Here is a 26692-nt window from a genome sequence, read left to right on the forward strand (position 1 = left end):
GCTTTGGGTTTTGTGCAATCTACTGGCAGAAACGACAGCGGGATGCGAGGTGGACTGCCGTTTCTGCTGCGGACGATGCCTCCAGATTCAGGTACTCCTCAGCAGCGGCTAGGAAAATGTCCGGGCCGCACGCGTCCGGACATGCACTAGAGATCAGAGACTGCGAATCAGCACGGCTGTCGCATCGTCCTGTCGCTCGCGGAGTGGGCCGAAGCGGCGGACTTCGTCGATCAATCCGTCGACGCAGGCATCGGGAAGCTGGAAGTGCTCTAGAAGGCGAGCTGGTCCGAACTCCTCGTCTGCATCGTTCGATGCTTCCGTAATTCCGTCGCTGTAGAGCAGCAAACGCGTCTCGGCAGGCATGGCGATCGTGCGCTCCGGGTAAGCCGAGGTCCCGAGGCCGAGCGGCAGTCCAGTTTCGACGTCGAGGAACGAGCAGGCGCCGTTGGCGATCACCATCGGCCGGGGATGGCCGGCGCTGGCCAGCGTCAACATGCGGGTGCCGGCATCCAGCACCCCGTAAATCATGGTGACGAATTTTCCGATGGGGAAATCTTCCATCAAGCTGCGGTTGAGCTGGGCGAGAGTGGGCGCGGGCGAGGCGTGCAGGGGAGCGATCGACCGGAGCAGCGCGCGCGTGGCCGACATGAGCAACGCGGCGGACATGCCTTTACCCGAGACGTCGCCCAGGGCGATGCCGTAACGCTGGTTGCCCAAGTCGATGAAGTCGAACCAGTCACCGGCGGTAGATCCGGCGGGGCACCATGCCGTATCGAACTCGAAGCCCGGCACAACCGGCGTGGGCTTTAGGAAGAGCGCTTGCTGAATGGCGCGTGCGTCTTCTGATTCCTTTTGCAGACGGGCGCGCTGTTCGCGTTCGGAACGGAAGGCTCGGGCGTTCTCGAGCGCGATCGCGATATGTCCGGCGAGCGCTTCGAGAACCGTGATCTGGTCCTCTGAGAATGCGTCGAAATCCTGGTGGCTGACCGAGAGAACGCCGGAAATCTCACCGGCGACGAGTAGCGGAATTGCCGCTTCGGAGCGCGTTTCGGGCTCGCAGGCAATGTAGTAGGGGTCCTGCAATACATCCGGCGCATAGTGCGTGCGGCGAATGGAAGCGCAATGACCGACCATGCCCTGCATCGGGCCCAGCCGGTGGTGATGGCCCTTTTGATAGTGCGTGCAGCCGCAGACCTCCTGCAGCACCATGTCACCCGACTCTTCTTCGCGGAGCCACAGACACACCTCCACGTTGCCAACGGTTCCGGCAATGTCGTGTACCACGCGGCCGAGCAGCGTGTCGAGATCGAGTGTAGAGGCGATCCGGTGAGTGGCGCGCTGCACCTTGATGAGCAGTTGCGTGAATTCGCATGCGTCGCGGATGCGTGCGGGGAAAGGCTGAACGGCGGGAGTACCGACAGTGACGGTAGCCATGCGCGACTCCTCGAACCCGGATTACGGGCCGGATAGCTGATAGATGAATGGCTATGAGCGCCGATGCAAAGTGTTTCGCAATGCAGGAGAAGCCGGGGCGTCCATCGGACTCTTCGAACCGATTCTAAAGGGAGAACGGTGACCTTTCTCCAGAGTGAATTCCGACCCGAGCAGAAATTTACCACCTATAGCGGCTTCGACATGACGATGCAGTGGGTTTCGAGACCGTCCTTCAGCGGGTGCGGATACTCGAACGGCACGGCGCCGGTTTCGACAAAGCCGTAGGCGCGGTAGACAGGCGGCAACTCCGTGCGCAAGCTCAGAACCGTGATGTCGAGCGCCACGCAGCCGTGCGTGCGGAGATAGTCTTCCGCCGCCTTCATCATGCGGCTGCCGATCCCCAATCGCTGTTTGGCAGGCGAGACCGCGAGCATGCCCGCGTAGCCCCGTTCCCCGCGTACTTCGACATAGATGGACGCGACTAACTGCCCGAGGTGGTCTTCGGCGAGCAGGATTGCGCCTTTCTGCATGGAAGCGGCGAGGCGTTCAGGATCGGTGCGGGGTCCGGTCATGAACGTTTCGACGGAGAAAGCTTCATTGATGAGAGGGATGAGGCGGTCGCTGTCGGCGGCGGTGGCAATTCGGATTTGAAGAGGCTCCGGTGGCATATCCAGATCAGAATATGCCGCCGCCAGGCCCTGCGCCCGTCAGTCTGTCATGATCCCACGCTCGCGAAGAATGGCGAACACATCCTGGTGGGCGAGGTAGACGAGGATCTGCTGGGTGTGGGTGTCGATTAGGAAAGTGGAGTCGACTTCGAGAGGTTCGTCGGGGAGGCTGGGGCGGGTGAAGGTCATGCGCCAGCGGGTGCGGGCCAGGGTGTAACGCGAGTCGAGGTGAGTCTCGTCGAGTCCAACGAGTTGGCTGCCCCGGCTGCCGAGCTTCGCGAAGAGTTCCTTGCGTTTGGCGAGGGCGGGGCCGAAGAGAGCGGCAGGGACAGCTTTGGCACCGTCGGGTCCAACGGCAAGGAAGGTCTCCGCGAACTGGGCGAGCGTTTCCGCCTGGGTACCGTGATCGGAATTGTGCTGGAAGGTGGTGAAGAAGGCGGCGAGTGATTGGGATTTGGTTAAGGTCATGAGCAGGAATCTCCTTTTGTGCGGCACGCAGATAGATGACTTCAGAGCGCGACGGCACTTTAGTATTATATCAAAAACTTGCGATCAAGTCAAGCAGAATCAGCCGGTTAGTTGGGTGCGTATGCGTTGTGCTGCCATATGCCGCAACGGCTCGCGATCGGCGCATTGACGTGCCGGGTGCGGGGTCTTAGGCTCACTGTATGGAATTCAAGATTGCGGAGCTGGAGAGGGAGCCGATTGATTTCGGCCTCCAGTTCAAGCCTGGAGCGATCCAGTACGGAGAAGAGGCCCGCCAGACCGGTTCGTTGGCCACAGACGGACGGGCGGAGGTACTGCACGAGCATCGCGGCCCGAAGGACGTGGTTGCCGACATCCGGCTGAAGGGGCACTGGCAGGGCGACTTTCAGGTTCCCTGCGCGCGCTGCGTGGAGGATGTGGATATAGCGCTGCAGGGCGACTTCGACCTGATCTTCCGTCCGCTGGGAGCGGATTCGGGGCCGCAGGAGCGGTCCATCTCGGCAGTGGAAACCGAAATCGGGTATTATCAAAAAGACAGTCTGTTGCTTGAAGATGTGCTGAGGGAGCAGGTGCTTTTGTCTCTGCCGGTCCGCACCTTGTGCAAGGAAGACTGCAAGGGACTTTGTCCGCGCTGCGGAGGCAATCGCAACAACCAGGCGTGCTCCTGCGAGGAGGGTCAGACCGACCCCCGCTGGGAGGCCTTGGGCGAGCTTCGCGGACGGATCAAGTCTTGAGAGATTAACCCTTAGAATCAGGGTGTTACGCCGGTGGGCATTATCTCCCGCACCTTTGCCGAAAGGCAGGGAGGGATTGGGACGGCCGCGGCGGACGAAAGGAATTGCATCATGCCGAATCCGAAACGGCGCCACTCCGCGCGCCGCACTGCCAACCGCCGCGCTCACGACTTCCTTACGGCCACTGGTGTTTCCGAGTGCCCCAACTGCCACGAGAAGAAGCTGCCCCATCGCGCCTGCGCAAAGTGCGGCGAGTACAAGGGCCGCGCCGTGGTGGATGTGAAGGAAGCCAAGTAAGCCGAGGGCTCGGTTGAGCATGCTCATCGATATCGCGCTGGATGCCTACGGAAGTGACAAGGCCCCGGAGCCTGAAATTCGGGGCGCTATCCTCGCCTGCCGCACGCTGCCGGTACGGGTCCATTTGATTGGGCCGGAGCCGGAGGTGCGCGACCTGCTCGATGAGCACCTGGAAAACGAAGATTTGCCGATCTCGGTGGTTCACGCCTCCGAGCGCATTGGCATGGAAGAAAAAGCCGCCCACGCTGTCCGCCACAAGAAGGACAGCTCCATGCGTGTGGGGCTGAAGCTGGTGCGCGAGCGGAAGTGCGCGGGTTTCGTAACGGCCGGAAACACAGGCGCGGCGATGGCCACGGCCAAGATGGTGCTGGGAGCGCTGCCGGGTGTGGACAGACCTGCCCTTGCGACACCGATGCCGACCTCGAAGGGCAATCCGTGCGTGCTGCTGGATGTGGGGGCGAACGTCGATTGCAAGCCGCACAACCTGGAGCAGTTCGCGGTGATGGGCGAGATGTATGCCCGCAGCGTGCTGAAGATCCACAAGCCGCGCGTGGGGCTGTTGTCGATCGGCGAAGAAGAGAGCAAGGGCAATGATCTTACCCGCGATGCCTTGCCGCTGCTGAAGGCGCTGCCGATTCACTTCATCGGCAACGTCGAAGGCCGAGACATCTTTAACGGTAATGCGGACGTGATCGTTTGCGACGGCTTTGTAGGCAACGTGGCGCTGAAGACCAGCGAAGGCATTGGGCGGTTTGTGCGCGATGCGTTGCGCGAGTCGCTGACCAAGACGGTCACGGCTAAAGTGGGCGCGCTATTGTCACGCCAAGCGTTCAATGATTTCCGCCGCAGGCTGGATTACACCGAGTACGGCGGGGCGCCGCTGCTGGGCGTGCGCGGCGTGTGCATCATCGGCCACGGGTCGTCGAACGACAACGCGATCTACAACGGGATCCGCGTGGCATATGAGTTTGCCAAGGCGGGAACGAACGAGAAGATCGAGCGCGAGTTCGCGCAGCGTCCCACGCGCGGGCACGGGGCGCACACCGATCCCGAAGCGACCAACCCAGACGCGACCATCCAGTAGGCAGACGCGCCATGTCTGCCGATTCCTCTCCATCTGAATTTGAATTGCGCTTCGCGGAATTGCGGATGCTGCTAGCGTGCCCGGTGTGCCAGGGCGAGTTGCGGATTGATGGCCAGAGCGTGGTTTGCGTCGGCTGCGGGCGCGGCTATCCGATTGTGGATGGAATTCCGGTGATGATCGCGCAATAGATTCGGATTTAAACCCTTGTTTCAGCGGTCCGCTGCCAGCCCCACTTTGCGCGATCCTCCATGCGCGACGTCACGTGCGCCTCCCATTTACAGTGTTGTGCATGACCAAACGGTGATCCACGGACACCGCGCGAAAGCCCGCGTCCTGCGCGGCTTTCCGCCTCTTCCTCTGGTGTCCAGCAGTGCCCGCGCCGTCAGTTGCCTTACGCTGCCCAAAGCGTTTAGCGTCCAATCAAACACACAACCAATCACCACGCGATCCGCTGACCTTCCCCCGGTGTCCATTCGTGGTCAAAGAGGGAAGCCAGATGTTTGAGAAGTCCGGGAAGTTCTATGCCGATTGGCGCGACGCCAGCGGCAGCCGTCTCCGCAAATCTTTCACCAGCAAACGCGCCGCGCTCCAATACGAGGCCGAGCAGAAAGAGCTCGCCCACCCAAAAAAGCAGGCGCTCGGGTCACGTTGGCCGAAATCCTCAGCGCCGCATTCCTCGGCGAAGCGCAGGACCGCAACACCCACAACATCGCCATCGCCAAAGCCCTCATCGCTCAAGCTGGTGCACTCTCGCCGCAAAAGCTAAGCGCCGCGCACGTCATGGAGATTGACGCCACTTTCCGCGGGCGCCCTTACAGCACCTCGACGCGCTGGCACTACGCCACCGCACTCCGCTGGATGCTCCGTTGGCTGTGGGAGCATCACGGCGCCCCCAAGCTCGATCAAACGGTGCGCAAGTGGCCGCGGCCCCGCCCGCGCAATGTCACCGTGCACGACGACGAACGCGCCGCAATCCTCCGCGCGGCGCCCGATCACCTGCGGCTCTGGGTGCTACTGTGCTCAGACCTCGCCATCCGCTCAGGCACCGCAATCAACATCGGCCCGCCGCACTACAACGGCCAGCGCGGAACACTCTCGTTCACCACAAAGTGTGACGAGCACCTAACCCTCCCGGTCACCGCCGCAGTGCAAGAGTTGATCGATCAGTGCGACCCGAACGACCCCACGTCCTACGTGCGGCAACTCTGGTTTGCCTACAACCAGCGCAAAGGCAGGCGCGGCCCCGTCCTGCGCCTGGGCAACCTGAACGCACTCCGCCGCCAGTTCTCCGAGCTCTGCAAGTCGCTCGGCACTCGGCGCGTTACTCTCCACGACCACCGCCGCACAACGGCAGTCGCCATGCTCGAACACACGCGCGACGTCCGCGAGGTCCAAGCCCTACTTGGACACAAGGACCTGCACTCGACGTTCTGGTATCTCGACCACGCTCTACGTCCAATCCATCGCGAAACCCTCGAAGCCATCAAGCGCCCATTCCTCGTGAAGAAGGAGCACACCGCATGAGCCTAGCAATCCTCCACGCGCCGCCTGGGCGACTGGTGGACATATCCGCCAGCGCCCCGCCGCGCGACCGCACCAGCCGCACACAGAAAGCCCTAGACCACTGCAAGGCCGAATGGTCGAACGCCTACCAGATCGCGCAGGAGAAAGGCCTACCGGCGACCAAGGCCCTCCGCATGGCTCAGGTGGCCTACAAGCTGGCACTGCCCAAACTCGACGGCCTGCCAGCCATCCGCGCGCACATTGCCGCCGTCGCGCAAGGCGTCGCGCTCGAAGTGTTCACCGGGCGCGACGCCTCGCAACTCCTGTACGCCGCACAAGTTGCCCTCACCCTCCAGCAGAAAGGAACGAAGAAATGAGCGCCACCCCCACCCCCCACCCCAACGCGCCGGCCGATTTGCCGTACATCACCGCCGCGCCGGACCACACGCAACCCGTCGCCGGAATGGTGCGCGGCCAATCGCCGCGCGCCGCGCAGGTGTCCGCGATCCTGCACCGCTGCGCAACCGACCTGTGGGACATAGGGACCTACGACGATCCCGGCCAAATGTGGGAAGAAGCCCGCGCCGTCGCCAGCCGAATCCTTGCAGCCTGTCCCGCCGTCTAAACCGCAACATGTTGTGTGTGCTCCAATGGTACACACAACATGTGCTACACTCCTGCCGTGCCGCATCCGCTCGACAACGCCAGCCCCAAAGCCCAGGACACGACGCCAGCGCCCACCGCTGCCGCATGGCTGCGCGACCCCGGCGCGCCGCCCACTGAAAGCGCCAACTCGCGCCTCATCCGACAATGGGAAACCGAGCCCGAATGGAAGGACACCAGTGAGCAGCTTTGAAGCGCTCGCCGTCGCCGCCCTCCGTCGCTGGTGCTCTGAGCGCTCCGCGCTGCGCTCCGGTCTGACGGTCAACCTGCAAGCCAGCGGCTACACACCACGCCAGCAGCGCGCCCACGATTCACGGCTGGTGCGCGTCCTCAGCTTTGAACAGGTCTTCTCCACCCTCGCAGATCGCCAGCAGTCCGCTCTACTGCTGGCCTACCGGGACAACCTATCTCTCACCGCCCTTGCCTCCTGTTTGCGGTGCAGTGTCCCGGAAGCTCAGGCGCGCGTGTCCGGCGCGCGCCTGAGTCTCGCTGACGCCCTAGACCGCCGCGCCCTGCTTTAAACAAGCGGATATACTCTTGTCAGATTCCCCTGATGCAAGCCCAGGCCAATCCTAAGTGCTATGTTTGCGGCTCGCGGCTCCTTCGCCGTGTCCCCTGCACAGGCATGGTGCGCAAACTCCTGCTCGCGCCCTTGGGCTTCTATCCTTGGCGCTGTTCGTTTTGCGGCATAGTGAGCATTAAGCGGTCGCGGAACTCCCCTCTGCTGTGGTTCCCTGCAACCCGGCAGGCCAACGACCTAGACCGCCGCCACCTGCTGTAAAAAAGAGCGCGGCCAAACTGCTGCGCGCCTGCTACGATGCTTAAACAGCCCTCCCCATCGCGCGCGCCCAAGCGAGGCTTCCTATGGTGTGCCGTAGCTGTGGCTCGACGTCCTTCACGCGAAGACCCCGCATAGGCTTTCTCCGCAAGTACGTGCTCCCGCGTTTCGGCTTCTATCCGTGGCGCTGCGACTTATGCGATTATGAGGCCCTGTTCCGGCAGAGAAGCGCCCCCGTCCCCAATGAACAAACCCATCAATCAGCGCCGCGGCCACACGTCATGAAAAAGGGCGCTGCCGGCCGGTAGCGCCCTGATGCGTTCGTTCGCGTTGTGAGCGGTCTCGCGTCGTGCTCTCCCCCAGAACACCGGCGCGAGACGCTCGGGCCCAAACCTTGGGAATGCAATCAATCTAGACCCCGACACCACACCACGCAACAGCACCAACGCGGCAAGCCTGATGCTCGAACGTCACATTTGACAGTTACGGCAATTCTGCTAGCCAGGAGACGAACCGCACTCCTCCCTAGACCGCCGTCACCTGCTGTAGCGCTCTTTAATTCCGGCAATCTTCTGTTCAAGTTCGTAGGCTTTTCGAAAGTGATCAAGCGCCCTCTCGGCGGTATCCAAGTCAACGCTGGCTTGGAAGCGCTCCGCCGCTGTGAGCGTTATATCGTTTGCTACCGCACTAAGAGCTTGGACTTTCTGTTCGAGGAGAGCGATGTGTTCCTGCAGAGGTCGTTGCACCCTCTAAGAATAATCCGCGCGTGGCTTCCATTCCATCAAAATTGGATCGAAGTAACGTTCACCATGCAGGGGAATGAGTCACAACTAGGGTATTCCCCAACTAAGCCGCCAAGCCGCTGGATGCTACTGCGCTGCGAAAGCCTAGTCGCGATTCGCAAGGCAACCTTACCGGGCGAGCTCGCATCTCAATTCGCGAGATCATCCGCCATGAGCAAGCAGGAAGCTCTACCCGAGATCGGAGACCGCGTCTACCTCGACGCACGCGGAGGCGTGTACGTTGTGGTCGAGGTGAACGAAGAGACCCGGACAGTGTCGGTGCTGCCCGAGCCGGAAGTCATTACCGCGCCTGTCGACAAGCTTGTCCCGGCCGTCGACAACAAAGCTGACACCAGCATACATATCGTGAAGAAGCCAAACTAGCGAGCGTCAGGCATCACCAAAGGGTCCCCATCATGCCTCTAAAGCTTTATCGCGGAATCTGCGTTCGCCTGAAATCAGGTGGCCCCATGATGGTCATCTTCGGCATCGACGAAGCAGGAGTATATTGCCGCTGGCTGGAAGGCGGAAAGCTGAAAGACGACATCTTCGACGCCGCCGACCTCGAACCCGCTACACAGCGCGAGGTTGCAGCCGCACTGGACACCCCGCGCAAACCATAAAAGACCATAGATATCTATACCTCTACTCGGTGCGCCGCGCCCTCGGCACGTCCGGCGCCGCGCAAACGGCCGCGCGTCGTCGTCCGTGCAAGCGCGGCGGGCAATCTCGCCCGCTCGCACGCGCCGCTCGCGCCGATGAAGCCCGGCGCTCTATCCCGCCGCAAAGAGCGCGGCGGGCACTGCGGGCGGCTGGCTCGCTCCCCTCCGGGCCTGCGCGGCCCCTCGGCGGTCGGTCGTCCGCTTCGCTTCCTCCCTGCGCTCCATCCGTCGCGCCCCGCCGTCCCCCGCGCATCCGCTGCGCTTCGCTCCGCGGCGGGTGCGCTAACCACCGCGCACCCGGCCCTCCGCCCGCATCGCCGCCCGCCGCTGGGACCCCGGCCACCGACGCGAAGGGGAGGTGTGCCGCTCTGGTGTCCGCCCATCGGCGGGCGAAGCCATAAAGGGCAACGACAAAAGCAAAAGCCAGGCGCACGGCGCGCTCCGCGCGCCGCCCGCCATCGCAGCGAACCCGAAAGAATGTGAGGAATGAACTGATGTGTAGTGATTTAGAACACTCGAAAACATCTAAAAAAGTGACCGTGAGCACAGCCGAAACATGCTAGCATCGGCCTTAGGAAAGTGGACGCCGCCCGGTATCCACTGGTGTCCGAAAATAATCCGGACACCCCTCGGACACCAATGTTTACGCACCCCTGCACCATTTACAGTGTTGTGCATGACCAAGGTGCAGTCCTTTGCCGTTGTTTGTGCGCTGCTCTGTTCCCTCGCAGGCGTCCGGCCCTCTGCTTCTCAAACGGCTTCATCGGCGGGCTCGCAGCAGCTTGCGATTCTCGATACGGATATCGGCGATGATATTGACGATGCGTTTGCGCTGGCGCTCGTGCTGCACAGTCCTGAGATCAAGCTGCTGGGCATTGAGACCGCATTTGGCGATACCGAACTGCGGGCCCGGCTTGTCGACCGCTATCTGAAGGCGGTCGGGCGGACGGATATTCCCGTGCTGGCCGGCAAGGCGACGCCGCACAATAACGTGTTCACGCAGGCGGCTTATGCGGAGCGCGAGCCGGCGCACAAGCACAAGGATGGAGTGCAGTTTCTGCTTGACCAGGTCAAGGCGCATCCCGGGCAGGTGACGCTCATTGCGATCGGGCCGCTGGTGAATGTGGGCGAGGCGATCCGGCGCGATCCTGCGACGTTCAAAAAGCTGAAGCGCGTGGTGATGATGGGCGGTAGCGTGTACCGCGGGTATGGAAACGGACGGCCGCCGGAGCCCGAGTGGAATATCAAGCTCGATCCAGAAGGCGCAAAGCTGCTGTTCGGGGCGGGCGTACCGATAACCATGATGCCGCTGGATTCGACGCAGATTCCGCTTGACCAGGCGGAGCGCGACCGGCTGTTTTCCTTCGGGTCGCCGCTGACGGACCAGCTCACACTGCTGTATCACCAGTGGGCGACGTTAACCAAAACGGCCACTCCGACGCTGTTCGATCCGGTGGCTGCGGCCTACACGATCAGGCCGGAGCTGTGCCCGGCGAAGCCGCTGCGGATCGAGGTAGACGACAAGGGGATGACCAAGCCGATTGATGGGCAGCCCAATGCGAATGTCTGTGTCGAGTCGGATGCGAAGGGGTTTGTGGACTTTCTGGTGGGAAGGATTACGGCGGCGAAGTAGCTTCCTCGAGGGGTATTTACTGGTTAGTACAACGTGGCATTAGTTGTTGTGACGAGTTGTTTTGGGCCTATGGAATTTAGTATCTCTTTATCTCATTTAAGTTGTTTTTGTTAACCCTGATTTTGGCGAATATATGGAGAAGCAAAAACAGGGGGAGGGGTAGCTAATTTTCTAGTAAATACAGTGACTTATTAGTTACTCCCCGTTTGTGCTTGGTATCAGGCTTGCGGCCGGGCTTTTGAACGGTCTGTTTAATCGCCACGCCCATGATTTTTCGAGCTCCTGAACCGGTAGGCACACAAATCCCAACGTTCTCACGATAGAGGCCGGAGCTTGCCGTGTAAGTGATGGCGGTCACGGGTGATGAGAGGATGACAACTTGCGATTGGGGGGGCAAATTTGCCTATCCGGGGGGTTCGTTCGGAATGTGCCGCGTAGCCTGTGTTCACTCATCCTGGCCGTCTTTCATATCGAAGTGAACTGTGGCAAAGCACGCGCAATTCTCGACCGGACATCGCATCTCTCCACCCTTCGATAAGTCGTTTCCGTCATAGGCGGTGATGATGTGGGGATTGAAGGGATGACCGCATCGTTTGCAGTTGCCGTCCTCATCGTCCATGCTATCGGGCGGCAAGATGATGTCGTTTTCCAAATGTTTGCCTCGATGGGACTTTTCAGTCGATTTCAGTGTAGTGCCCGAGTTGGCGTCAGCTGAGAAACTGGACGAGGGTGTGGAACGGCACCGCAGTCATGCATGGCGCCTTGCGTTATCCGAGACAATGAAAATGAGAGACTGCAGGCGGTCTCCCGCGGGGGCTAAAGCCCAGACTCAATAGGATGAGCGGCTTGCGGCATGACTGAAGTCATGCCCTGATACAAGACCTGTTCCGAACGGCTATTTTCCGCAATCTGCGCAGAGTTGAGCCCTGACACGTTTCCGTACCCCAACTCAAGTTTTTCCGCAGCGTGTAGGGCCCGAAGTGGGTTCGTTCTTTGGCGGGTTGGCGTCCTTCGGACGTGGCAAGTTGGCAGGTTGGCGCGAAGTGGGGGGCGTGTCTGCATAAGGTGCCCTAGATGAGCCTTTCCCTTTTCCCCGATTCGAGGCGAGTGCAGGGGTGTGCCGTCCGTCACATTCAAAACCATTGACATCGGGAGAAATTGAGGAGAAAAATCTTGGGTCGATTCCCATCCACTCAGCGAAAGACCTGAACGGGCTGGGAAAGCCGTGCATGCGGCAGGCCGCGGACGAATGGTGCGGTATGGCGGGGTCGGCAAAGAGAGCAAACGAATTCAGGGAGGAGACAACGTGAAGAGCATCTTGAGAGTGTTTGCCTCGGGGGTCGTTACCGCTGGAGTTGCGGGACTTCTGATGACGGGGTGCAAGTCTGCGCCGGATTTGTCGAAGGACAACGCGGCGTCGCTGATCCAGTCGCACTATGACAGCCAGCCGCCGGCGGGAGTGACGATCACTGTAGACAAAAAGGGCCTTCAGCAGGGCCTGACAGCCGGGTATTGGAAGCTGACAAAGATCTATCCCAAGCAGCAGGGCTGGGCGGACTACACCGTGACTGATGAGGGCAAGAAGGCGTTTAAGCTGCAAAGCGGCGGCGATGTGATCGAGTGGCGGCCGGGTGCAGACGGGGAATATCACTTCCTGGTCACGACCTTGACGGCCACAACCATGCGCGCCAAGGACGTCAGTGATCCGCAGAATGAACACCTGGCCGACGCCAAGACAGCCAAGAGTGTCAAGTACACGGAAAGCGTGAATCTGACGGGCGTTCCCCAGCCGCTGCAGGACATCGCGCATAATGCGGGCAATAAGCTGAGCTCAAAGAAGCAGGCCGACCTGGCCTATGAGGACGGCGCGTGGAAGGTGCACGGGATTATCTAAGGCTTAGATGAACTCGCAACCAGGGGCCCTCGGGAACTCGCGATGTGATGGCAAAGTGAGAAAGCAGGGCGCATTCCGGATGCGGAATGCGCCCAGGCTTTTGTGCCGGTGTTCTTATTTAGATGGAGGCGCTTCTCAGAGACTCCCAGTTGCCAGCGTTGTCCTGGCTCTCCCAATACACGGAGAAGGGTCCGGTGACTGTTATCTCAAACGGACCCCGATATAGTTGCCAGCCCAGAGATGGGGAGCCGCCGCCGCTGATGTAGATCCAGGTGGCGGCGATTCCGCTGTACTGGTCGGATGCATTCAGCGTAATGAGGTACTTTCGCGTCGTAGCCCGGGGGAGCGTTGGCTGCCTCGAGATGGAAAGCAGGGTCTGGGGCGGAGTGTAGTCGTAGCAAATGGGCCCGTAGGAATAGGACTGTCCGAAGGAAGCGGTGGTCCAGCCCTCATTGTTCCAGCCAACCGCGTAAGCGGTATGGCAACCCTGGCTGACGCCTCCGGCGCAGCCGTTGGCCCCATTCACGAAGGAGAGGCAGCCGTTGACTGCATTCGGGTATTGGGGGCCACTGTAGAAGAGGTCTCCGGAGCCGCCATGTGCTTTGGTGGTTGAGTCGGTGGGAGGGGTATCCCAGGACTGCCAGAAGCCGGCAATCCCGGTGCCGTTCGGCCCCTCATTTCCCTTGTAGTCGTTGACGGTCCAGGAGACGGTCTGGCTGGTGTTGTACCAGTGGTTCACGGCCGGTCCGGTCCAGGTCAGGTAGGGCACGCCGTTGGCCGAGTGGGAGAGGAGCTCCCAGTTCAGTGACCACGCCAATTGCATCATGTTCGCCGTCCCCCAGCCGGTTACCAGGTCATAGCTGGAATGCGAGCAATAGGAGGTGAGGCTATAGGTCGCGGTCTGGTCATTGGAGTTGCAGCCAGTGGTGATGTCGTAGAAGGGGTTGTGCTGCGAACGGTTGTTCAGGCCCTCATCGTAAAGGGCAGCGTTGGGCTGACCATAGGGGGCGCAGGCCGAGTTATAGGAGGCGCCGCAGATACTACCAATGTAGAGCAGATAGGCGTTCTCCTGAGCGAAGAAACCGGCCATTTCAGGGGAGGCGATGCTGGTGCCGCCGGTCGGGTGGAGTCCGCCGCCAAAATAGTAGTTCTGCTCGGTAGCTCCCCACGCATTCAGGGAGATGTCGGGCACCAGGCGACCGGTCGCACCGGAGTAGTAGTCCTGGTAGGACGGCCGACCGAACACGACGCTTTGGCCTCCCCCGCTTCCGCCGTTGTTGTAGTAGCAGGAGTTGGCGGAGGTGCCGCCCTGCCAACCGGTTTCACTGACCCAGTTGCCGCTGGCATTGAGCGTGAGGGAAGTGCCGCCCACACCGACGAAGTCGGGGTCGGATGCGGGGTAGGCAACGGAAGTATGAGCCGGGTTGTTGAAGTAGCAGTCGTCCGTCGAGCCGCGGTCTCCGGAGGCCGTCAACAGCGTCCAGCCCTGGCCCACCATCGAGTTGAAGATCGTGTGCCAGGCATTGGTTGCGGTCGTGGAGCAGCCGGTGCTCTCCGTGCAACTCCAGCTGGTGGTGAACACGCGGGCATAGCCGTCGTTCAGCATCTGGTTGAACATATCGGCGTTGCCGGCCTGGCTCCACGTGCCGTCCATGTACACGTAAATGTGGGCTGTGTCGGCCCACGAGCCGTAGCTGTTTGCGGTGGCCGTGGTCCATTCGCTGTCGAGCATGGTCTCGCCATTGGGCCCGCCAGCGGGCTGGCCATCGATGTACCACCCGTTGAGGTTATAGGCGAGGCCGTACTGGGCGGCGAAGCCCTGGTAGTCGCTGATGCTCCAGTCTCCCCAGGCAGCGATAGCGATGGAGGATTCCTTGGGCGAGCCGCCGTCGACCGGGCCGGCGACGTGGAAAGGATTGCAGCAGTGACCGAGATTCCAAAGCCCGCCGTAGTTGTAGGTTTGGGAGCTGTAGATGTTCGAGGGATCGATGTAGCCGTTGGTCATGTTGGTGGCGGGTCCACCGGCGTTTGACGCTGGTGCGCCTGCCATCGGGGCGGCTTTGGCTTTGCCGTTGCCGTGCGCGGAGCCAGCCTCGGCATGGGCTGGGCCGGGAACGTAGTCAGCGAGCTTTGCGTCCCATTTAGGATTCGACGGGCGCATGCGCTGGATGGTGTTCATGCCCAGGACGGCGTTCACGATGGGGTGCAGGTTCGCCGGCAGAAGCGGATCGCGATCGTTGGAGTAGGCGACGTCGTTGCCCACCTTGTAGGAGTTGATAGTGACGCCGAAGACCTTCTCAAGGACGCCTGCAGGAGCCTCGAGGTCAACCAGCAGTCGATTGGGGTAGCGGTTCGTGATGGTGAGCCCCTGGGCTCTGGCCCAACTGAGCACCTGTTCCTCGTCGGCGGCAGAAGGGGAGAAGCGCGCGTTCCACTCCTCGGCGGTGAGGAAGTGGTGGAATTCGGGCGAGTTCTTGTCCGTCAGATCATGCAGGAACTGCTCTTCCTCGACAGGGTGTGGCGGCTTGAGCGCGACGGCCAGACGCAGCATCTTTTCAGGAGCGTAGTGGCCCGCGAAGATCGCCGTTCCGTTCGCGATCTGGGGCGGAGTGTGATCGGGTATGCGCAGGGTGGGCTCTGGTAAAGGCTGGTGGAATCCAGGGCGAGGAGTCTGGGCGCTCAGAGCCAGAGAGCTTGCGAGTAAGAAAGTGGCAGCGAGTGCCGGCCGGGCTTTGCTAAGCGCGGCGGTGATCGAAAGCGCGGATCGGGCACGAGAGGCGGCGACAGGGCGAGAGAGCATGAGGAGGTAACCTCCGTTTCAGGTTTTCGAGGGAGGGGCCCAACGATAATGCCGGAAGGAATAAAGGCGGAGGGTGGTATCAGTCAGGAAGAAAATGCATCCGCCGGACCTGCAGCCACGGCCTGAAAAGAGTTCGCCGCGGCAGAAGACATTAGGAAGCCATGGCGGCGCGCGCAACCTTCCGCTGCCGCTTACATCATCAAAGTGGACCGAAGCGATGGCTTGTGACAGAGCCCGATAAGAAAAAAGCGGAACTGCCAAAGTCGCGAAATCTCACTGGCCGGTGGGGGGATGGGTAGCCAGCGTCGGAAATGAAAATCCTGGAGAGAACGAAGAACAAGGTGATCTGGATGCCAAATTTCGGTGCCGTTTTTCATAAGGCCGCGGCTGCACGGGATTGTGCCAGAAAGAGGGGTGGTTCGGCCACAATTTATTTAGCTCGGCAAGGCCGAAAGTACCCGCGGCGTTTTGATCGGTGTTCAGAACCGGTGGATGGATCTGGGAGCGCCGTTCGAGGTGAATCCGACCGCCTGCAAAATGATCTAATTAAGTGAACAAGCGAACTCACATAGCAATTCGTTGACCCGACCTCAGTTTCTTGTTATTCTCAAAAGGTTCCGCAAGAACGTCTCTTTTGGTGTGCTTTAACGTAGAGAGGCGTACGGGAGACCCGGGCAGGAAAGTGAAGCGCGGGTTGGTCCTGCGGCCAGGCAGGGTAGAAGGCCGGCCAGACAGGCTCCGAAATCAGCTCTTATCTTGCAAGGGCAGGGGCAAAGCCGATCCGGGGCAGGGTCGAGACGAGCTTAAGTTGCTCATCTGCTTTGGGATCGCAAGTATCGCTACGGCGCTCGCGCGTTCTTCACCTTGAAGGGCTATGCGAGCCGGAACCGGCGAAACGGAGTTGGCCCCCAAGCATTAAAGGGGCGTACAGCCACCGTCCTGGTTCTCGTCTGAGATGGGAAGAAGACAGACGCGAAGCAGAACCGGGCTTCTGTGCGTTTGGAGCGGGCTGATGAGCTCATCCGATGCCAGAACGACCCGAAGAGTCTGCGCGCGACTGGCTGAACGAAGTGCAGGATCTGGGTAAGGAGTTTCGGTTTGCCTACTTTTAATCAACTTGTCCGCAAGGGGCGTACGGCCCCCCGCTACAAGACGGCGTCGCCAGCATTGCAGGCCTCGCCCCAGCGCCGCGGCGTTTGCACCCGCGTGTACACCCAGACGCCCAAGAAGCCGAACTCGGCGCTGCGTAAGGTGGCCCGCGTACGGTTGACCAACGGCATCGAGGTCACCACCTATATTCCCGGCATTGGCCACAATCTGCAGGAGCACTCGATTGTGCTTATCCGCGGCGGCCGTGTGAAGGATCTGCCGGGCGTGCGTTATCACGTGGTCCGCGGCACTCTGGACTCGGTGGGCGTAGCCAACCGGAAGCAGAGCCGTTCGAAGTACGGAGCCAAGCGCGCCAAGGGCGGTGCGGCGACTCCGGCGAAGAAGAAGTAACTGAGTTCGTAGTTCACAGTTTGTAGTTCGTAGCCGTGAAGTGCTGGGAATTAAGAACTGTGAACTGTGGTTTTTCGGTTCCCGGACGGAGTATAGGGCCGGGACTGGGGCAGTAGAAGACGCGCTTAAGTGCGCAAGAGAGTTTTGAGGAACTATGCCGAGAAAAGGGCACATTTCGAAGCGGGAAGTCGCGCCGGATCCGGTTTACGGGTCGACGCTCGTGACCAAGTTTGTGAACTCCATGATGTGGGGCGGCAAGAAGTCGACCGCGCAGGGCATCTTCTACCAGTCGATGAAGAACCTGGAGGAGAAGGGCGGCGGAGACGATGCGCTCAAGCTGTTCAAGAAGGCCGTGGAGAACGTGAAGCCGCTGCTCGAAGTCAAGACCCGCCGCGTGGGCGGTGCCAACTATCAGGTGCCGATCGAAGTGAATCCCGATCGCCGCACTTCGCTGGCGATCCGCTGGCTGATCAGCTATGGCCGCGCCCGCGGTGAGAAGGGCATGGTCGACAAGCTCACGAATGAGCTGCTCGATGCCGCCAATGGCCGCGGCGCCGCGATGAAGAAGAAGGAAGACGTGCACCGTATGGCAGAAGCCAACCGGGCGTTCGCGCACTACCGCTGGTAGAGCAGACATTGAGATTGGCCCGGATCGAAAGTGGTCCGGGCGCTGGATCGAAGGAAGTAAGAAGTTAACCGCGGGCATCCCCGCCCGCAAGGATTTGAGACTGTGGCTCGCAATATTCCTCTGAATCGTTGCCGGAACATCGGTATCATGGCGCACATCGACGCCGGAAAGACGACAGCGACAGAGCGCATCCTGTTCTACACGGGCATTACGCACCGCATCGGCGAAGTGCACGAAGGCACCGCGACCATGGACTACATGGAGCAGGAGCAGGAACGCGGCATCACTATTACTTCGGCTGCGACGACGTGCATGTGGAACAACTTCCGCATCAACATCATCGACACGCCGGGGCACGTCGACTTTACGGCCGAAGTGGAGCGCTCGCTGCGCGTTCTCGACGGCGCAGTCGCGGTGTTCGACTCTGTTTCCGGCGTTCAGCCGCAGACTGAGACCGTGTGGCGCCAGGGCGACAAGTACAAGGTTCCGCGTATCTGCTTCGTCAACAAGATGGACAAGAACGGCGCGGACTTCGAGCACGTGATGGACACGATCCGCAAGCGGCTGGGCGCGAAGCCTGTGGCTCTGCAGATTCCCATCGGCGCTGAAGCCAACTTCAAGGGCGTGGTCGACCTGATCGAGATGAAGGCGATCCTCTGGCACGACGAGACCATGGGTGCCAAGTACTCGGTCGAAGAGATCCCCGAGAATCTGAAGAAGAAGGCAGAAGCCTTCCGCATGCAGCTCATCGAGGTGATTGCCGAGACCGACGACGTTCTGCTCGAGAAGTTTCTGGAAGGCGAGACGCCGACCAAGGAAGAGCTCAAGGCAGGCATCCGCCAGGCCGTCATCGACCTGAAGGTGTTCCCGGTGATCTGCGGTTCGGCGTTCAAGAACAAGGGCGTGCAGACGCTGCTTGACGCGGTGGTGGATTATCTGCCTTCGCCGCTGGACAAGCCGCCGGTGGAAGGCATCAATCCTTCGCATCCGGACGAGAAGCTCTACCGCAAGGTGGATGACAGTGAGCCAATGTCGGCGCTGGTCTTCAAGCTGATCAACGATCCGTTCGGCAAGCTCTCGTTCATCCGCATCTACTCGGGTACGCTGAAGACGGGCGACACGATTGTCAACCCGCGTACCGGCAAGACGGAGCGCATCGGCCGCCTGGTGAAGATGCACGCCAACAAGCGTGAGGACATCACCGAGGTTCTGGCCGGCGACATCTGCGCCTGCGTGGGCTTGAAGGATCTGAAGACGGGCGACACGCTGAGCGATCCGCACCACGCGATTGCGCTCGGCGCCATCACCTTCCCGGAGCCTGTGATCTCGGTGGCGATTGAGCCGAAGACCAAGGCCGACCAGGAGAAGATGGGTATCGCGCTTTCACGCCTCGCGGATGAGGATCCGACCTTCAAGGTTCGCACCGACGAGGATTCGGGCCAGACAATCATCAGCGGTATGGGTGAACTGCACCTCGAAATTCTTGTGGATCGCATGAAGCGCGAGCACAAGGTCGAGGCCAATGTGGGCGAGCCCAAGGTTGCCTTCCGCGAGACGATCCGCAAGGCTGCAGAGGGTGAAGGCAAGTACATTCGCCAGACGGGCGGTTCGGGCAACTACGGCCACGCGAAGGTTCGCATCGAGCCGAACGAGCCGGGCAAGGGTTACGAGTTCGTCAACGACATCAAGGGTGGCGTGGTTCCGAAGGAATACATCAAGCCCATCGATCAGGGTGTGCAGGGTGCGCTGGAACTGGGCATTCTCGCTGGCTTCCCGGTGGTCGATGTCAAGGTGCATCTCTACGACGGCAGCTACCACGAAGTCGACTCGAACGAAATGGCATTCAAGTTTGCCGGCTCAATGGCATTCAAGGATGCGGCGAAGAAGGCCAGCCCGGTTCTGCTGGAGCCGGTGATGGCGGTCGAAGTGACGGTGCCCGAGGAGTTCATGGGAACCATCATCGGCGACATCAATTCGCGCCGCGGCCGCATCGAGGGCATGGAGCACGCGGGCGGTTCGCAGCTGATCAAGGCGATTGTGCCGCTGAAGGAGATGTTCGGTTACGTGAACGACATCCGCTCCAGCACACAGGGCCGCGCGTCGTACTCGATGCAGTTCGCTCGCTACGAAGAAGCGCCGCGCATGATCGCGGATGAGATCATTGGACGGGCGCAAGGAAAGTGATGAGCCGGTAGCTAGTAGCCGGTAGCCAGAAGCTAAGGGCTACGAGCTACAGGCTACGGGCCGGGTTTTGGGGCTGGAGCCGGATAGCCGGCGCCCCATGCGGAAAACGGGAAGCAAGAGCTACGAAAGGGATTCAGGACTTTTATGGCGAAGGAAAAATTTGATCGTTCGAAGCCTCACGTGAACGTGGGCACGATTGGACACATCGATCACGGCAAGACGACGTTGACGGCGGCGATCACGAAGGTATTGTCGAAGCACAACCCGAAGATCGCATTCCGTTCGTTCGACTCGATCGACAACGCACCTGAGGAGCGCGAGCGCGGTATCACGATCGCGACGGCGCACGTGGAGTACGAGACCAAGAACCGCCACTACGCGCACGTGGACTGCCCCGGCCACGCCGACTACATCAAGAACATGATCACGGGCGCGGCGCAGATGGACGGCGCCATTCTCGTTGTGGCAGCGACCGATGGTCCGATGCCGCAGACCAAGGAGCACGTGCTCCTGGCCCGCCAGGTGGGCGTGCCTTCGATGGTGGTGTTCCTGAACAAGTGCGATGCGGTGGAAGACACGGAACTGATTGACCTGGTGGAGATGGAAGTGCGCGAGCTTCTGTCGAAGTACCAGTTCCCGGGCGATGACGTTCCGGTGATCCGCGGCTCTGCTCTGGGCGCGCTGAACGGCGAAGCGCAGTGGGAACAGAAGATCGACGAGCTGATGGAGTCGGTGGACCAGTATGTTCCGCAGCCCAACCGCGCGGTGGATCTGCCGTTCCTGATGCCGATTGAAGACATCTTCTCGATCTCGGGCCGCGGCACCGTGGTGACGGGCCGTATCGAGCGCGGCAAGGTGAAGGTGGGCGAGGAAGTCGAGATCGTGGGCTTCCGCGAGACGCGCAAGACGGTTGTGACGGGCGTGGAAATGTTCAAGAAGCAGCTGGACGAAGGTCTGGCTGGGGACAACGCCGGCTTGCTGCTGCGCGGCATTCCCAAGGAAGACGTGGAGCGCGGGATGGTTCTGGCCAAGACCGGATCGATCACGCCGCACACCAACTTCAAGGGCACGGTGTACGTTCTGTCGAAGGAAGAGGGCGGCCGTCATACTCCGTTCTTCAAGGGCTACCGTCCGCAGTTCTACTTCCGTACGACCGACGTGACGGGAGTTGCGGAGTTGCCGGAAGGCACAGAGATGGTGATGCCGGGCGACAACGTGGAATTGACGATCGAGCTGATCACGCCTGTGGCTCTGGAAAAGGGTCTGCGCTTTGCTATCCGCGAAGGCGGACGCACGGTGGGCGCCGGCACGGTTGCGGAAATCATCAAGTAGGCGCTGGCCGCGCCGGGCGGACCGCCCTTCGGGCGAAAAGTTCGGTGCGGCAGCGAAATCTGATCAGCTCTCACTGATCACTTGGAAAGAAGAGCCATGGTAGGACAGAGAATTCGCATCCGGTTGAAGGCATACGACTATCGTGTGCTCGACACCTCTACCGGCGAGATCGTGGATACGGCCAAGCGCACGGGCGCCCAGGTTGCCGGACCGATTCCTTTGCCGACGATCAAGAACAAGTACTGCGTGCTGCGTTCGCCGCACGTGGACAAGAAGTCGCGCGAGGCTTTCGAGATTCGTACGCACAAGCGTCTGATCGACATTCTCGAGCCGACGCAGCAGACGGTGGACGCGCTGATGAAGCTCGATCTCCCGGCCGGCGTGGACGTCGAGATCAAGGCCTTTGAGAAATAGTGGTCAGTGATCAGTGGTCAGTGATCGAAACTGACGGCTGAATCGGACCGCGGTTTGGAAGTCCCGGCCTCTGGGCTCGTTTTAGATAGGCGGGGAAGTAGATAGGGATAACACAACAGGACGTTGTGACAGTGAGCCAGAGGCCGGATCGCAAAGCCGAAAGCCCACGGAACAAGTTCCGGCAGTGCGACGAGACAAGCGTCGCATGATGAGGTGAGAAGAACATGGCAGTTACGGGAATTCTAGGTAAAAAGATCGGTATGACGCAGGTCTTCGACGAAAAGGGCGATGTGCATCCGATTACGGTGCTGCAGGCCGGCCCATGCGTGGTGACGCAGTTGAAGACGATGGCCAAGGACGGCTACGAAGCCGCACAGATCGGACTGGTTGAGTTTGTGAAGGCCAGCAAGCTGACCAAGCCGGAAGCGGGCCATCTGGCCAAGACCGACGCTCCGCCGGTGAAGGAGATCCGCGAAGTGGCCGTTGAAGCCGCTGCGGAAGGCGAAGAGGGCACGAAGGCAGGCGACCGCGTGCTGGTGGACATCTTCAGCGACGCGAAGTTTGTAGACGTGATTGGCACGTCGAAGGGCCGCGGTTTCGCGGGCGTTGTGCGCCGCCACAATTTCGGCGGCGGCCCCAAGTCGCACGGCCATATGTTCCAGGTGCAGGGCTCGATCGGCGCTTCATCGTTCCCGTCGCGCGTGTTCCCCGGACAGAGGATGCCCGGTCACTTCGGGACCGATCAAATCACTGTTCGCAACCTGCGCATCCGTGGCATCGACCTGGACGAGAACCTGCTGATGGTGGAAGGTGCGGTACCTGGCCCTCGCGATGGCTATGTGTTCATCCGCAAGGCTGTGGCTCCGCCGCGTGAACGCCGTGGCTTCGCCGGATCCGGTACGGTCGATCCGCTGAAGGCTTCGAAGAAGGCGACTGCAAAGAGGAAATAAGCAGGCCTGACCAGAAATATGCGCCCGGATGGGTGCGACAAAGCTTGAGAGCTGACGGGCAAGTGAGTCAGCGGAAGAAGAAGAACATGGCACAAGTGGATGTAGTTAATCTGAATGGGGAAAAGGTGGGCTCGGTCGAGCTGGCCGATGCGGTGTTTGCCGCTGACCAGGTGAACGAAGCCCTGCTGTGGGAGGCGGTGAAGCATTATCGCGCCTCACTGCGCCAGGGCACGCACGCCACCAAGAACCGCAAGCTCGTGGCCGGCTCCGGCAAGAAGCTGTGGAAGCAGAAGGGCACGGGCAGGGCTCGCGTCGGCTCGGTGCGGTCTCCTTTGTGGAGACATGGCGGCACGGTCCACGGACCTCAGCCGCGCAGCTACGACTATGCCTTCCCGCGCAAGAAGCTGCTGGGCGCGCTGCGCTCGGCTCTCGCGGCCAAGCTGGCTGACGGCAAGCTGACGATCGTCGACTCGCTCGAGATCGCCGAGGCCAAGACCAAGCTCTACCACAACGCGCTGAAGAAGCTGGGCGTGACCCGTACGGCGCTGCTCGTGGAGAACGGCAAGACCCTCAGCAAGGGCCTGCTGCTCGGCGCGCGCAACCTGGACGGCGTGGAGCTGGTGCTGAACAACGAAGTGCATCCGTATGATCTGCTCCGCTATGACGTGGCCATCTTCTCGAAGGCCGCTATCGAGCAGCTCACGGAAGCTCTCGCGAAATCGGTGTCGAAGCGCAAGCTCGCGGCACAGACGGAGGCTGCGTAATGCCGACACTCTATACGACGATTCGCCGCCCCCTCATCACTGAGAAGGGCCTGAATGTAAAGGAAACCGAAGGGACGCTGGTGTTCGATGTGGCTCCCGAAGCGACCAAGACCGAAGTGAAGCAGGCTGTTGAGGCTCTGTTCAAGGTCAAGGTGGCAGCGGTTCGCACTTCCAACGTTCTGGGCAAGGAGCGCCGCCGCGGCAAGTTCGCGGGCTTCCGCCCCGACTGGAAGAAGGCATACGTCCGGCTCAAGGCCGGCGAGAAGATGCCGGAGTACGTGAGCAACCTGTAAAAGCAGGGAACAGGGAGTAGGGAGTAGAAAACCTACCGGCTCACAGCAAGGGATATCGGAACGCGATTGAGCGATCCGGAGAAACGGGGAGAGAGGCGCTGAAGACCGCGCGAATTCTCCAGGACTAAGACAATGGCAATCAAGACATACAGACCGATAACGCCGACGCTGCGGTTCAAGACGACGCAGGTGAACGACGATATCACTACGTCGACGCCGCATAAGCCGTTGCTGACGACGCGCAAGCGCACGGGCGGCCGCCGCAACTCGGGCGATCTGACCATCCGCCATCACGGCGGCGGCCACAAGCAGAAGATTCGCCTGATCGACTTCAAGCGTGACAAGGCCGGCGTTCCGGGCACGGTTGCGACGATCGAGTACGATCCAAACCGCTCGGCCCGCATTGCTCTGGTGCACTACGCCGACGGTGAGAAGCGCTACATCCTGCAGCCCGTGGGGCTGAAGGTGGGCGCCAAGGTGATGTCCGGTGCTGAGGCCGACATCCTGGTTGGCAACGCGCTGCCGCTGAAGAACATTCCCGCCGGCACTACGGTGCACGCGATCGAGCTTCGTCCCGGCAAGGGCGCGCAGATGGCGCGTTCGGCCGGTGCGCAGGCGCAGCTGGTGGCCAAGGAAGGCGACTACGCGCTGCTCAAGCTGCCTTCGGGCGAGACCCGCAAGGTGCTGGTGGAGTGCATGGCGACCATCGGCCAGGTGGGCAACACGGACCACGAGAACGTTTCGATCGGCAAGGCCGGACGCAACCGCTGGAAGGGCATTCGCCCGACCAACCGCGGCGTTTCGATGAACCCGGTCGACCACCCGCACGGCGGCGGTGAAGGTAAGACCTCAGGCGGCCGTCATCCGGTGACCCCGTGGGGCCAGCCGACGCGCGGATACAAGACACGCAACAACAAGCGGACCGATGCATTCATCGTCAACCGCCGGTCGAAGTAAAGGGAGCGGAGATTCATGGCACGTTCGACGAAAAAAGGACCGTTTGTAGACACGCACCTGATGGTGAAGGTCGAGGGAATGAATGCGGCCAACGATCGCAAGGTCATCAAGACCTGGTCGCGTCGCTCCACCATCTTCCCCGAGTTCGTGGGCCACACCATCGCCGTGCACAACGGCAAGAAGTTTGTTCCCGTGTACGTGACGGAGAACATGGTGGGCCACAAGCTGGGCGAGTTCGCGCCCACCCGCACGTTTAAGGGACACACGGCTGGCAGCAAGGCTGAGGCCGGCGCCAAGGCGCGGTAAAGACAGGAACTATGGACCAGGGAGCGCTCAGTCCCTGGCCGAGAGATTGAGGACAGACCAATGGCAGTCGAGACAAAAGAATACCGGGCCGAGGCCAAGTTTCAGCGCGTGTCGCCCCAGAAGGCGCGCCTGGTGCTCGACCTGATCAAGGGCCGGGGGATTCAGGAGGCGCTGGAGACGGCGGCCTTCACCAAGAAGCGCATTGCTCCGGTGATCCACAAGCTGCTCACCTCGGCGGTGGACAACGCCAAGTACGTGGCCGGCGAGCAGGGCATCGATCTGGACGTGGACAATCTCTACGTCAAGAACGCCCTGGCCAACGAAGGCCCGCGCATGAAGCGCATCCGCCCTGCCCCCATGGGCCGTGCTTATCGCTATCAGCGCCGGCTTGCACACATCATCGTATCGGTGGCAGAGCGCAATGGCGGAGCGAGCCTGGTGACGACGGTGGAAGAGCCGGCGAAGCCTGCAAAGAAGTCGGCCGGCAAGAAGACGGCTGTGAAGAAGGCTCCCGCGAAGAAAGCAGCAACCAAGAAGTCCGCGTCGGCAGCGCCGAAGGCGAAGAAGGCCGCCAAGTAGGCGACTGAGAGGAACTGATTATGGGACAGAAAGTCCATCCTTACGGATTCCGGCTGGGAGTGAACAAGCCCTGGCGCTCGCGCTGGTTCTCTGAGCGCGATTACGACAAGCTCCTTGTCGAGGACGTGAAGCTCAAGGCCGAGCTGCGCGACAAGCTGAAGGCCGCCGGCGTGAGCTCGGTGGAGATTGAGCGCCCCGGCAACAAGCTGCGCTTCATCATCCGCACGGCTCGTCCAGGTATCGTGATCGGCCGCAAGGGCGCCGAGATCGAGAAGCTCAAGACGGAGCTGGGCAAGCGCACCAACCGCGACGTGTTCATCGACATCGTCGAGGTGAACAAGCCGGAGCTCGATGCGCAGCTGGTGTCGGAGAATATTGCGCTGCAGCTCGAAAAGCGCGTCAGCTTCCGCCGCGCTATGAGAAAGTCTGTGGATTCGGCGCTGCGTTTCGGCTGCAAGGGCATCAAGGTTCGTGTATCGGGCCGCCTGAACGGCAACGAAATCGCCCGCTCCGAGTGGTATCTGCAGGGACGTTTGCCGCTGCACACGCTGAGGGCCGATATCGACTACGGCTTTAGCGAGGCGGAGACCACATATGGCCAGATCGGCGTAAAGGTGTGGATTTACCGCGGCGATATCTACGAGCAGAAGCGCCGGCGCGAGCAGCCCAACGTGGGTACGTCGGGAGTGTTTTAAAGGCAGGGAACAGGGATCAGGCAACAGGGAACAGAAGACCCGGTTGCGGGATCACGGCAAGTTTGTTTGGAAGAATCGTAAGTTGCCCGGGACGGGCGTTGGGCCGCGGATCGAACTGATCCCTGATCCCTGATCCCTGATCCCTGGTTTTGAGGGTTTCGCTATGTTGATGCCAAAGAAGGTAAAATATCGCAAGCAGCAGAAGGGCAAGCGCCGCGGTAAGGCGTGGCGTGGTTCTTCGCTTGCGTTCGGCGAATACGGACTGAAGGTCCTGGAGGCCGGCTATATCACCGATCGTCAGATCGAGGCCAGCCGTATCGCCATGACCCGGTTCATCAAGCGCGGTGGCAAGATCTGGCTGCGCCTGTTCCCGGATAAGCCGATCACCAAGAAGCCGGCCGAAGTCCGAATGGGCTCCGGTAAGGGTGCTCTGGATCACTGGGTGGCAGTTGTGCGCCCCGGCAAGATCCTGTTCGAGATGGAAGGTGTGGCCCCTGACGTTGCTCAGGAAGCTATGCGTCTAGCCTCGAACAAGCTGCCGCTCAAGGTGAAGTTCGTCCAGCGCCCCGGCGCAACTGAGAAGGCTGCTGCTGCTGCTTCCGCAGAGAAGACGCCGGCTGCATAAGCCGGGCGAGAAGACCGCGGTCACGTGCCCGTGAGGGAAGCGCACCG

Annotated in this window: 33 protein-coding genes; 26 read left to right on the plus strand and 7 right to left on the minus strand. The window is 61.0% G+C overall.

Translation table 11 applies throughout. The annotated features are described in order from the left end of the window. Nucleotides 1–153 precede the first annotated feature (153 nt). The 3 genes from MOP44_RS09950 to MOP44_RS09960 all read right to left on the minus strand — a co-directional run bounded on the left by MOP44_RS09950 (nucleotide 154) and on the right by MOP44_RS09960 (nucleotide 2570). On the minus strand, nucleotides 154–1434 hold the full coding sequence (locus MOP44_RS09950) for a GAF domain-containing SpoIIE family protein phosphatase (protein ID WP_260795887.1): 1281 nt from the start codon (nucleotides 1432–1434) through the stop codon (nucleotides 154–156). 185 nt (nucleotides 1435–1619) lie between these two features. Beyond that, nucleotides 1620–2102 carry a GNAT family N-acetyltransferase gene (locus MOP44_RS09955; protein WP_260795888.1) on the minus strand — a complete coding sequence of 161 codons (483 nt, stop codon included), beginning with the start codon at nucleotides 2100–2102 and terminating at the stop codon, nucleotides 1620–1622. 39 nt (nucleotides 2103–2141) lie between these two features. Further along, on the minus strand, nucleotides 2142–2570 hold the full coding sequence (locus tag MOP44_RS09960) for a hypothetical protein (RefSeq protein ID WP_260795889.1): 429 nt from the start codon (nucleotides 2568–2570) through the stop codon (nucleotides 2142–2144). A gap of 200 nt (nucleotides 2571–2770) precedes the next feature. Between MOP44_RS09960 and MOP44_RS09965 the strand changes: the two genes are divergently transcribed. From MOP44_RS09965 to MOP44_RS10005, 9 genes are all read left to right on the plus strand, one after another. Beyond that, on the plus strand, nucleotides 2771–3322 hold the full coding sequence (locus MOP44_RS09965; RefSeq protein WP_260795890.1) for a YceD family protein: 552 nt from the start codon (nucleotides 2771–2773) through the stop codon (nucleotides 3320–3322). A gap of 111 nt (nucleotides 3323–3433) precedes the next feature. Further along, a complete protein-coding gene (gene rpmF / locus MOP44_RS09970) occupies nucleotides 3434–3619 on the plus strand; it encodes a 50S ribosomal protein L32 (protein WP_260795891.1) in 186 nt (61 codons plus the stop codon). Nucleotides 3620–3638: 19 nt separating this feature from the next. Next, on the plus strand, nucleotides 3639–4703 hold the full coding sequence (gene plsX, locus MOP44_RS09975) for a phosphate acyltransferase PlsX (protein WP_260796630.1): 1065 nt from the start codon (nucleotides 3639–3641) through the stop codon (nucleotides 4701–4703). Nucleotides 4704–4714: 11 nt separating this feature from the next. Beyond that, nucleotides 4715–4891 (plus strand): Trm112 family protein, encoded by a 177-nt coding sequence (locus MOP44_RS09980; RefSeq protein WP_260795892.1) that lies wholly within the window; start codon nucleotides 4715–4717, stop codon nucleotides 4889–4891. A gap of 460 nt (nucleotides 4892–5351) precedes the next feature. Continuing rightward, the gene (locus tag MOP44_RS09985; protein WP_260795893.1) at nucleotides 5352–6227 is read left to right on the plus strand and encodes a tyrosine-type recombinase/integrase; all 876 of its coding nucleotides are present in this window, start codon (nucleotides 5352–5354) and stop codon (nucleotides 6225–6227) included. Beyond that, entirely contained in the window at nucleotides 6224–6583 is a 360-nt protein-coding gene (locus MOP44_RS09990; RefSeq protein ID WP_260795894.1) for a hypothetical protein, read from the plus strand. Before MOP44_RS09985 ends, MOP44_RS09990 begins: the two co-directional genes overlap by 4 nt. Beyond that, the gene (locus MOP44_RS09995; protein WP_260795895.1) at nucleotides 6580–6831 is read left to right on the plus strand and encodes a hypothetical protein; all 252 of its coding nucleotides are present in this window, start codon (nucleotides 6580–6582) and stop codon (nucleotides 6829–6831) included. The genes MOP44_RS09990 and MOP44_RS09995 overlap by 4 nt, the downstream gene beginning before the upstream one ends. A gap of 39 nt (nucleotides 6832–6870) precedes the next feature. Continuing rightward, nucleotides 6871–7062: a hypothetical protein gene (locus tag MOP44_RS10000; RefSeq protein ID WP_260795896.1), complete on the plus strand. Its 192-nt coding sequence runs from the start codon at nucleotides 6871–6873 to the stop codon at nucleotides 7060–7062. Beyond that, entirely contained in the window at nucleotides 7049–7390 is a 342-nt protein-coding gene (locus tag MOP44_RS10005) for a hypothetical protein (RefSeq protein ID WP_260792868.1), read from the plus strand. The genes MOP44_RS10000 and MOP44_RS10005 overlap by 14 nt, the downstream gene beginning before the upstream one ends. Nucleotides 7391–8183: 793 nt before the next feature. On the opposite strand, the gene MOP44_RS10010 is transcribed toward MOP44_RS10005, so the two are convergent. Next, nucleotides 8184–8393 carry a hypothetical protein gene (locus MOP44_RS10010; protein WP_260795897.1) on the minus strand — a complete coding sequence of 70 codons (210 nt, stop codon included), beginning with the start codon at nucleotides 8391–8393 and terminating at the stop codon, nucleotides 8184–8186. Nucleotides 8394–8600: 207 nt separating this feature from the next. Between MOP44_RS10010 and MOP44_RS10015 the strand changes: the two genes are divergently transcribed. The 3 genes from MOP44_RS10015 (at nucleotide 8601) to MOP44_RS10025 (ending at nucleotide 10724) form a co-directional block, all read left to right on the plus strand. After that, nucleotides 8601–8813, plus strand: a complete 213-nt coding sequence (locus MOP44_RS10015; RefSeq protein ID WP_260795898.1) for a hypothetical protein — start codon at nucleotides 8601–8603, stop codon at nucleotides 8811–8813. 32 nt (nucleotides 8814–8845) lie between these two features. Then, entirely contained in the window at nucleotides 8846–9052 is a 207-nt protein-coding gene (locus MOP44_RS10020) for a DUF2158 domain-containing protein (protein WP_260795899.1), read from the plus strand. A 715-nt stretch (nucleotides 9053–9767) separates the two neighbouring features. Continuing rightward, a complete protein-coding gene (locus tag MOP44_RS10025; protein ID WP_260795900.1) occupies nucleotides 9768–10724 on the plus strand; it encodes a nucleoside hydrolase in 957 nt (318 codons plus the stop codon). 163 nt (nucleotides 10725–10887) lie between these two features. On the opposite strand, the gene MOP44_RS10030 is transcribed toward MOP44_RS10025, so the two are convergent. Together MOP44_RS10030 and MOP44_RS10035 are read right to left on the minus strand one after the other, a co-directional pair. Beyond that, a complete protein-coding gene (locus tag MOP44_RS10030; protein WP_260795901.1) occupies nucleotides 10888–11082 on the minus strand; it encodes a hypothetical protein in 195 nt (64 codons plus the stop codon). A gap of 87 nt (nucleotides 11083–11169) precedes the next feature. Next, complete coding sequence (locus MOP44_RS10035; RefSeq protein WP_260795902.1) at nucleotides 11170–11376, minus strand: hypothetical protein; 207 nt, start codon at nucleotides 11374–11376, stop codon at nucleotides 11170–11172. 654 nt (nucleotides 11377–12030) lie between these two features. Between MOP44_RS10035 and MOP44_RS10040 the strand changes: the two genes are divergently transcribed. After that, the gene (locus MOP44_RS10040) at nucleotides 12031–12618 is read left to right on the plus strand and encodes a hypothetical protein (RefSeq protein WP_260795903.1); all 588 of its coding nucleotides are present in this window, start codon (nucleotides 12031–12033) and stop codon (nucleotides 12616–12618) included. A 118-nt stretch (nucleotides 12619–12736) separates the two neighbouring features. Here MOP44_RS10040 and MOP44_RS10045 read toward each other — a convergent pair whose 3' ends face one another. Continuing rightward, entirely contained in the window at nucleotides 12737–15418 is a 2682-nt protein-coding gene (locus MOP44_RS10045; RefSeq protein WP_260795904.1) for a S53 family peptidase, read from the minus strand. 1098 nt (nucleotides 15419–16516) lie between these two features. On the opposite strand from MOP44_RS10045, the gene rpsL reads away from it, so the two are divergent. The 13 genes from rpsL to rplP all read left to right on the plus strand — a co-directional run bounded on the left by rpsL (nucleotide 16517) and on the right by rplP (nucleotide 26645). Further along, a complete protein-coding gene (rpsL, locus tag MOP44_RS10050; RefSeq protein ID WP_260795905.1) occupies nucleotides 16517–16918 on the plus strand; it encodes a 30S ribosomal protein S12 in 402 nt (133 codons plus the stop codon). 154 nt (nucleotides 16919–17072) lie between these two features. Continuing rightward, nucleotides 17073–17546, plus strand: a complete 474-nt coding sequence (gene rpsG / locus MOP44_RS10055; RefSeq protein WP_260795906.1) for a 30S ribosomal protein S7 — start codon at nucleotides 17073–17075, stop codon at nucleotides 17544–17546. Between the two features lie 102 nt (nucleotides 17547–17648). Next, nucleotides 17649–19730, plus strand: coding sequence for an elongation factor G (fusA, locus tag MOP44_RS10060; RefSeq protein WP_260795907.1), 2082 nt, complete (start codon nucleotides 17649–17651; stop codon nucleotides 19728–19730). A gap of 144 nt (nucleotides 19731–19874) precedes the next feature. Continuing rightward, nucleotides 19875–21062, plus strand: coding sequence for an elongation factor Tu (gene tuf, locus MOP44_RS10065; protein WP_260795908.1), 1188 nt, complete (start codon nucleotides 19875–19877; stop codon nucleotides 21060–21062). Between the two features lie 96 nt (nucleotides 21063–21158). Further along, nucleotides 21159–21476 carry a 30S ribosomal protein S10 gene (rpsJ, locus tag MOP44_RS10070; protein WP_026442722.1) on the plus strand — a complete coding sequence of 106 codons (318 nt, stop codon included), beginning with the start codon at nucleotides 21159–21161 and terminating at the stop codon, nucleotides 21474–21476. 224 nt (nucleotides 21477–21700) lie between these two features. Beyond that, complete coding sequence (gene rplC / locus MOP44_RS10075) at nucleotides 21701–22426, plus strand: 50S ribosomal protein L3 (protein WP_260795909.1); 726 nt, start codon at nucleotides 21701–21703, stop codon at nucleotides 22424–22426. A gap of 86 nt (nucleotides 22427–22512) precedes the next feature. After that, entirely contained in the window at nucleotides 22513–23190 is a 678-nt protein-coding gene (gene rplD / locus MOP44_RS10080; RefSeq protein ID WP_260795910.1) for a 50S ribosomal protein L4, read from the plus strand. Further along, a complete protein-coding gene (locus tag MOP44_RS10085; protein WP_260795911.1) occupies nucleotides 23190–23483 on the plus strand; it encodes a 50S ribosomal protein L23 in 294 nt (97 codons plus the stop codon). Before rplD ends, MOP44_RS10085 begins: the two co-directional genes overlap by 1 nt. Nucleotides 23484–23615: 132 nt before the next feature. Beyond that, on the plus strand, nucleotides 23616–24440 hold the full coding sequence (gene rplB / locus MOP44_RS10090) for a 50S ribosomal protein L2 (protein ID WP_260795912.1): 825 nt from the start codon (nucleotides 23616–23618) through the stop codon (nucleotides 24438–24440). Nucleotides 24441–24455: 15 nt separating this feature from the next. Then, a complete protein-coding gene (gene rpsS / locus MOP44_RS10095) occupies nucleotides 24456–24746 on the plus strand; it encodes a 30S ribosomal protein S19 (RefSeq protein WP_260795913.1) in 291 nt (96 codons plus the stop codon). Nucleotides 24747–24806: 60 nt separating this feature from the next. Beyond that, entirely contained in the window at nucleotides 24807–25325 is a 519-nt protein-coding gene (gene rplV, locus MOP44_RS10100) for a 50S ribosomal protein L22 (protein WP_260795914.1), read from the plus strand. A gap of 20 nt (nucleotides 25326–25345) precedes the next feature. Continuing rightward, nucleotides 25346–26020: a 30S ribosomal protein S3 gene (rpsC, locus tag MOP44_RS10105; RefSeq protein ID WP_260795915.1), complete on the plus strand. Its 675-nt coding sequence runs from the start codon at nucleotides 25346–25348 to the stop codon at nucleotides 26018–26020. 163 nt (nucleotides 26021–26183) lie between these two features. Next, complete coding sequence (gene rplP, locus MOP44_RS10110) at nucleotides 26184–26645, plus strand: 50S ribosomal protein L16 (protein ID WP_260795916.1); 462 nt, start codon at nucleotides 26184–26186, stop codon at nucleotides 26643–26645. The last annotated feature ends 47 nt before the right edge of the window (nucleotides 26646–26692 follow it).

It is taken from the genome of Occallatibacter riparius (genome assembly GCF_025264625.1).
Classification (GTDB): Bacteria; Acidobacteriota; Terriglobia; order Terriglobales; family Acidobacteriaceae; genus Telmatobacter; species Telmatobacter riparius.

Excerpts from the sequence above, each read along its gene's own strand:
- rpsJ (WP_026442722.1), top strand. The coding sequence starts at position 21,159 with ATGGTAGGACAGAGAATTCGCATCCGGTTGAAGGCATACGACTATCGT.
- rpmF (WP_260795891.1), top strand. The coding sequence starts at position 3,434 with ATGCCGAATCCGAAACGGCGCCACTCCGCGCGCCGCACTGCCAACCGC.
- MOP44_RS09955 (WP_260795888.1), bottom strand. The coding sequence starts at position 2,102 with ATGCCACCGGAGCCTCTTCAAATCCGAATTGCCACCGCCGCCGACAGC.
- MOP44_RS10020 (WP_260795899.1), top strand. The coding sequence starts at position 8,846 with ATGCCTCTAAAGCTTTATCGCGGAATCTGCGTTCGCCTGAAATCAGGT.
- MOP44_RS09980 (WP_260795892.1), top strand. The coding sequence starts at position 4,715 with ATGTCTGCCGATTCCTCTCCATCTGAATTTGAATTGCGCTTCGCGGAA.
- MOP44_RS09990 (WP_260795894.1), top strand. The coding sequence starts at position 6,224 with ATGAGCCTAGCAATCCTCCACGCGCCGCCTGGGCGACTGGTGGACATA.
- rpsS (WP_260795913.1), top strand. The coding sequence starts at position 24,456 with ATGGCACGTTCGACGAAAAAAGGACCGTTTGTAGACACGCACCTGATG.
- rplD (WP_260795910.1), top strand. The coding sequence starts at position 22,513 with ATGGCACAAGTGGATGTAGTTAATCTGAATGGGGAAAAGGTGGGCTCG.
- rpsG (WP_260795906.1), top strand. The coding sequence starts at position 17,073 with ATGCCGAGAAAAGGGCACATTTCGAAGCGGGAAGTCGCGCCGGATCCG.
- rplV (WP_260795914.1), top strand. The coding sequence starts at position 24,807 with ATGGCAGTCGAGACAAAAGAATACCGGGCCGAGGCCAAGTTTCAGCGC.
- MOP44_RS09950 (WP_260795887.1), bottom strand. The coding sequence starts at position 1,434 with ATGGCTACCGTCACTGTCGGTACTCCCGCCGTTCAGCCTTTCCCCGCA.
- MOP44_RS09960 (WP_260795889.1), bottom strand. The coding sequence starts at position 2,570 with ATGACCTTAACCAAATCCCAATCACTCGCCGCCTTCTTCACCACCTTC.
- MOP44_RS10085 (WP_260795911.1), top strand. The coding sequence starts at position 23,190 with ATGCCGACACTCTATACGACGATTCGCCGCCCCCTCATCACTGAGAAG.
- MOP44_RS09965 (WP_260795890.1), top strand. The coding sequence starts at position 2,771 with ATGGAATTCAAGATTGCGGAGCTGGAGAGGGAGCCGATTGATTTCGGC.
- tuf (WP_260795908.1), top strand. The coding sequence starts at position 19,875 with ATGGCGAAGGAAAAATTTGATCGTTCGAAGCCTCACGTGAACGTGGGC.
- rplP (WP_260795916.1), top strand. The coding sequence starts at position 26,184 with ATGTTGATGCCAAAGAAGGTAAAATATCGCAAGCAGCAGAAGGGCAAG.
- rplC (WP_260795909.1), top strand. The coding sequence starts at position 21,701 with ATGGCAGTTACGGGAATTCTAGGTAAAAAGATCGGTATGACGCAGGTC.
- MOP44_RS09995 (WP_260795895.1), top strand. The coding sequence starts at position 6,580 with ATGAGCGCCACCCCCACCCCCCACCCCAACGCGCCGGCCGATTTGCCG.
- plsX (WP_260796630.1), top strand. The coding sequence starts at position 3,639 with ATGCTCATCGATATCGCGCTGGATGCCTACGGAAGTGACAAGGCCCCG.
- MOP44_RS10000 (WP_260795896.1), top strand. The coding sequence starts at position 6,871 with ATGTGCTACACTCCTGCCGTGCCGCATCCGCTCGACAACGCCAGCCCC.
- rpsC (WP_260795915.1), top strand. The coding sequence starts at position 25,346 with ATGGGACAGAAAGTCCATCCTTACGGATTCCGGCTGGGAGTGAACAAG.
- MOP44_RS10045 (WP_260795904.1), bottom strand. The coding sequence starts at position 15,418 with ATGCTCTCTCGCCCTGTCGCCGCCTCTCGTGCCCGATCCGCGCTTTCG.
- rplB (WP_260795912.1), top strand. The coding sequence starts at position 23,616 with ATGGCAATCAAGACATACAGACCGATAACGCCGACGCTGCGGTTCAAG.
- MOP44_RS10015 (WP_260795898.1), top strand. The coding sequence starts at position 8,601 with ATGAGCAAGCAGGAAGCTCTACCCGAGATCGGAGACCGCGTCTACCTC.
- MOP44_RS10025 (WP_260795900.1), top strand. The coding sequence starts at position 9,768 with ATGACCAAGGTGCAGTCCTTTGCCGTTGTTTGTGCGCTGCTCTGTTCC.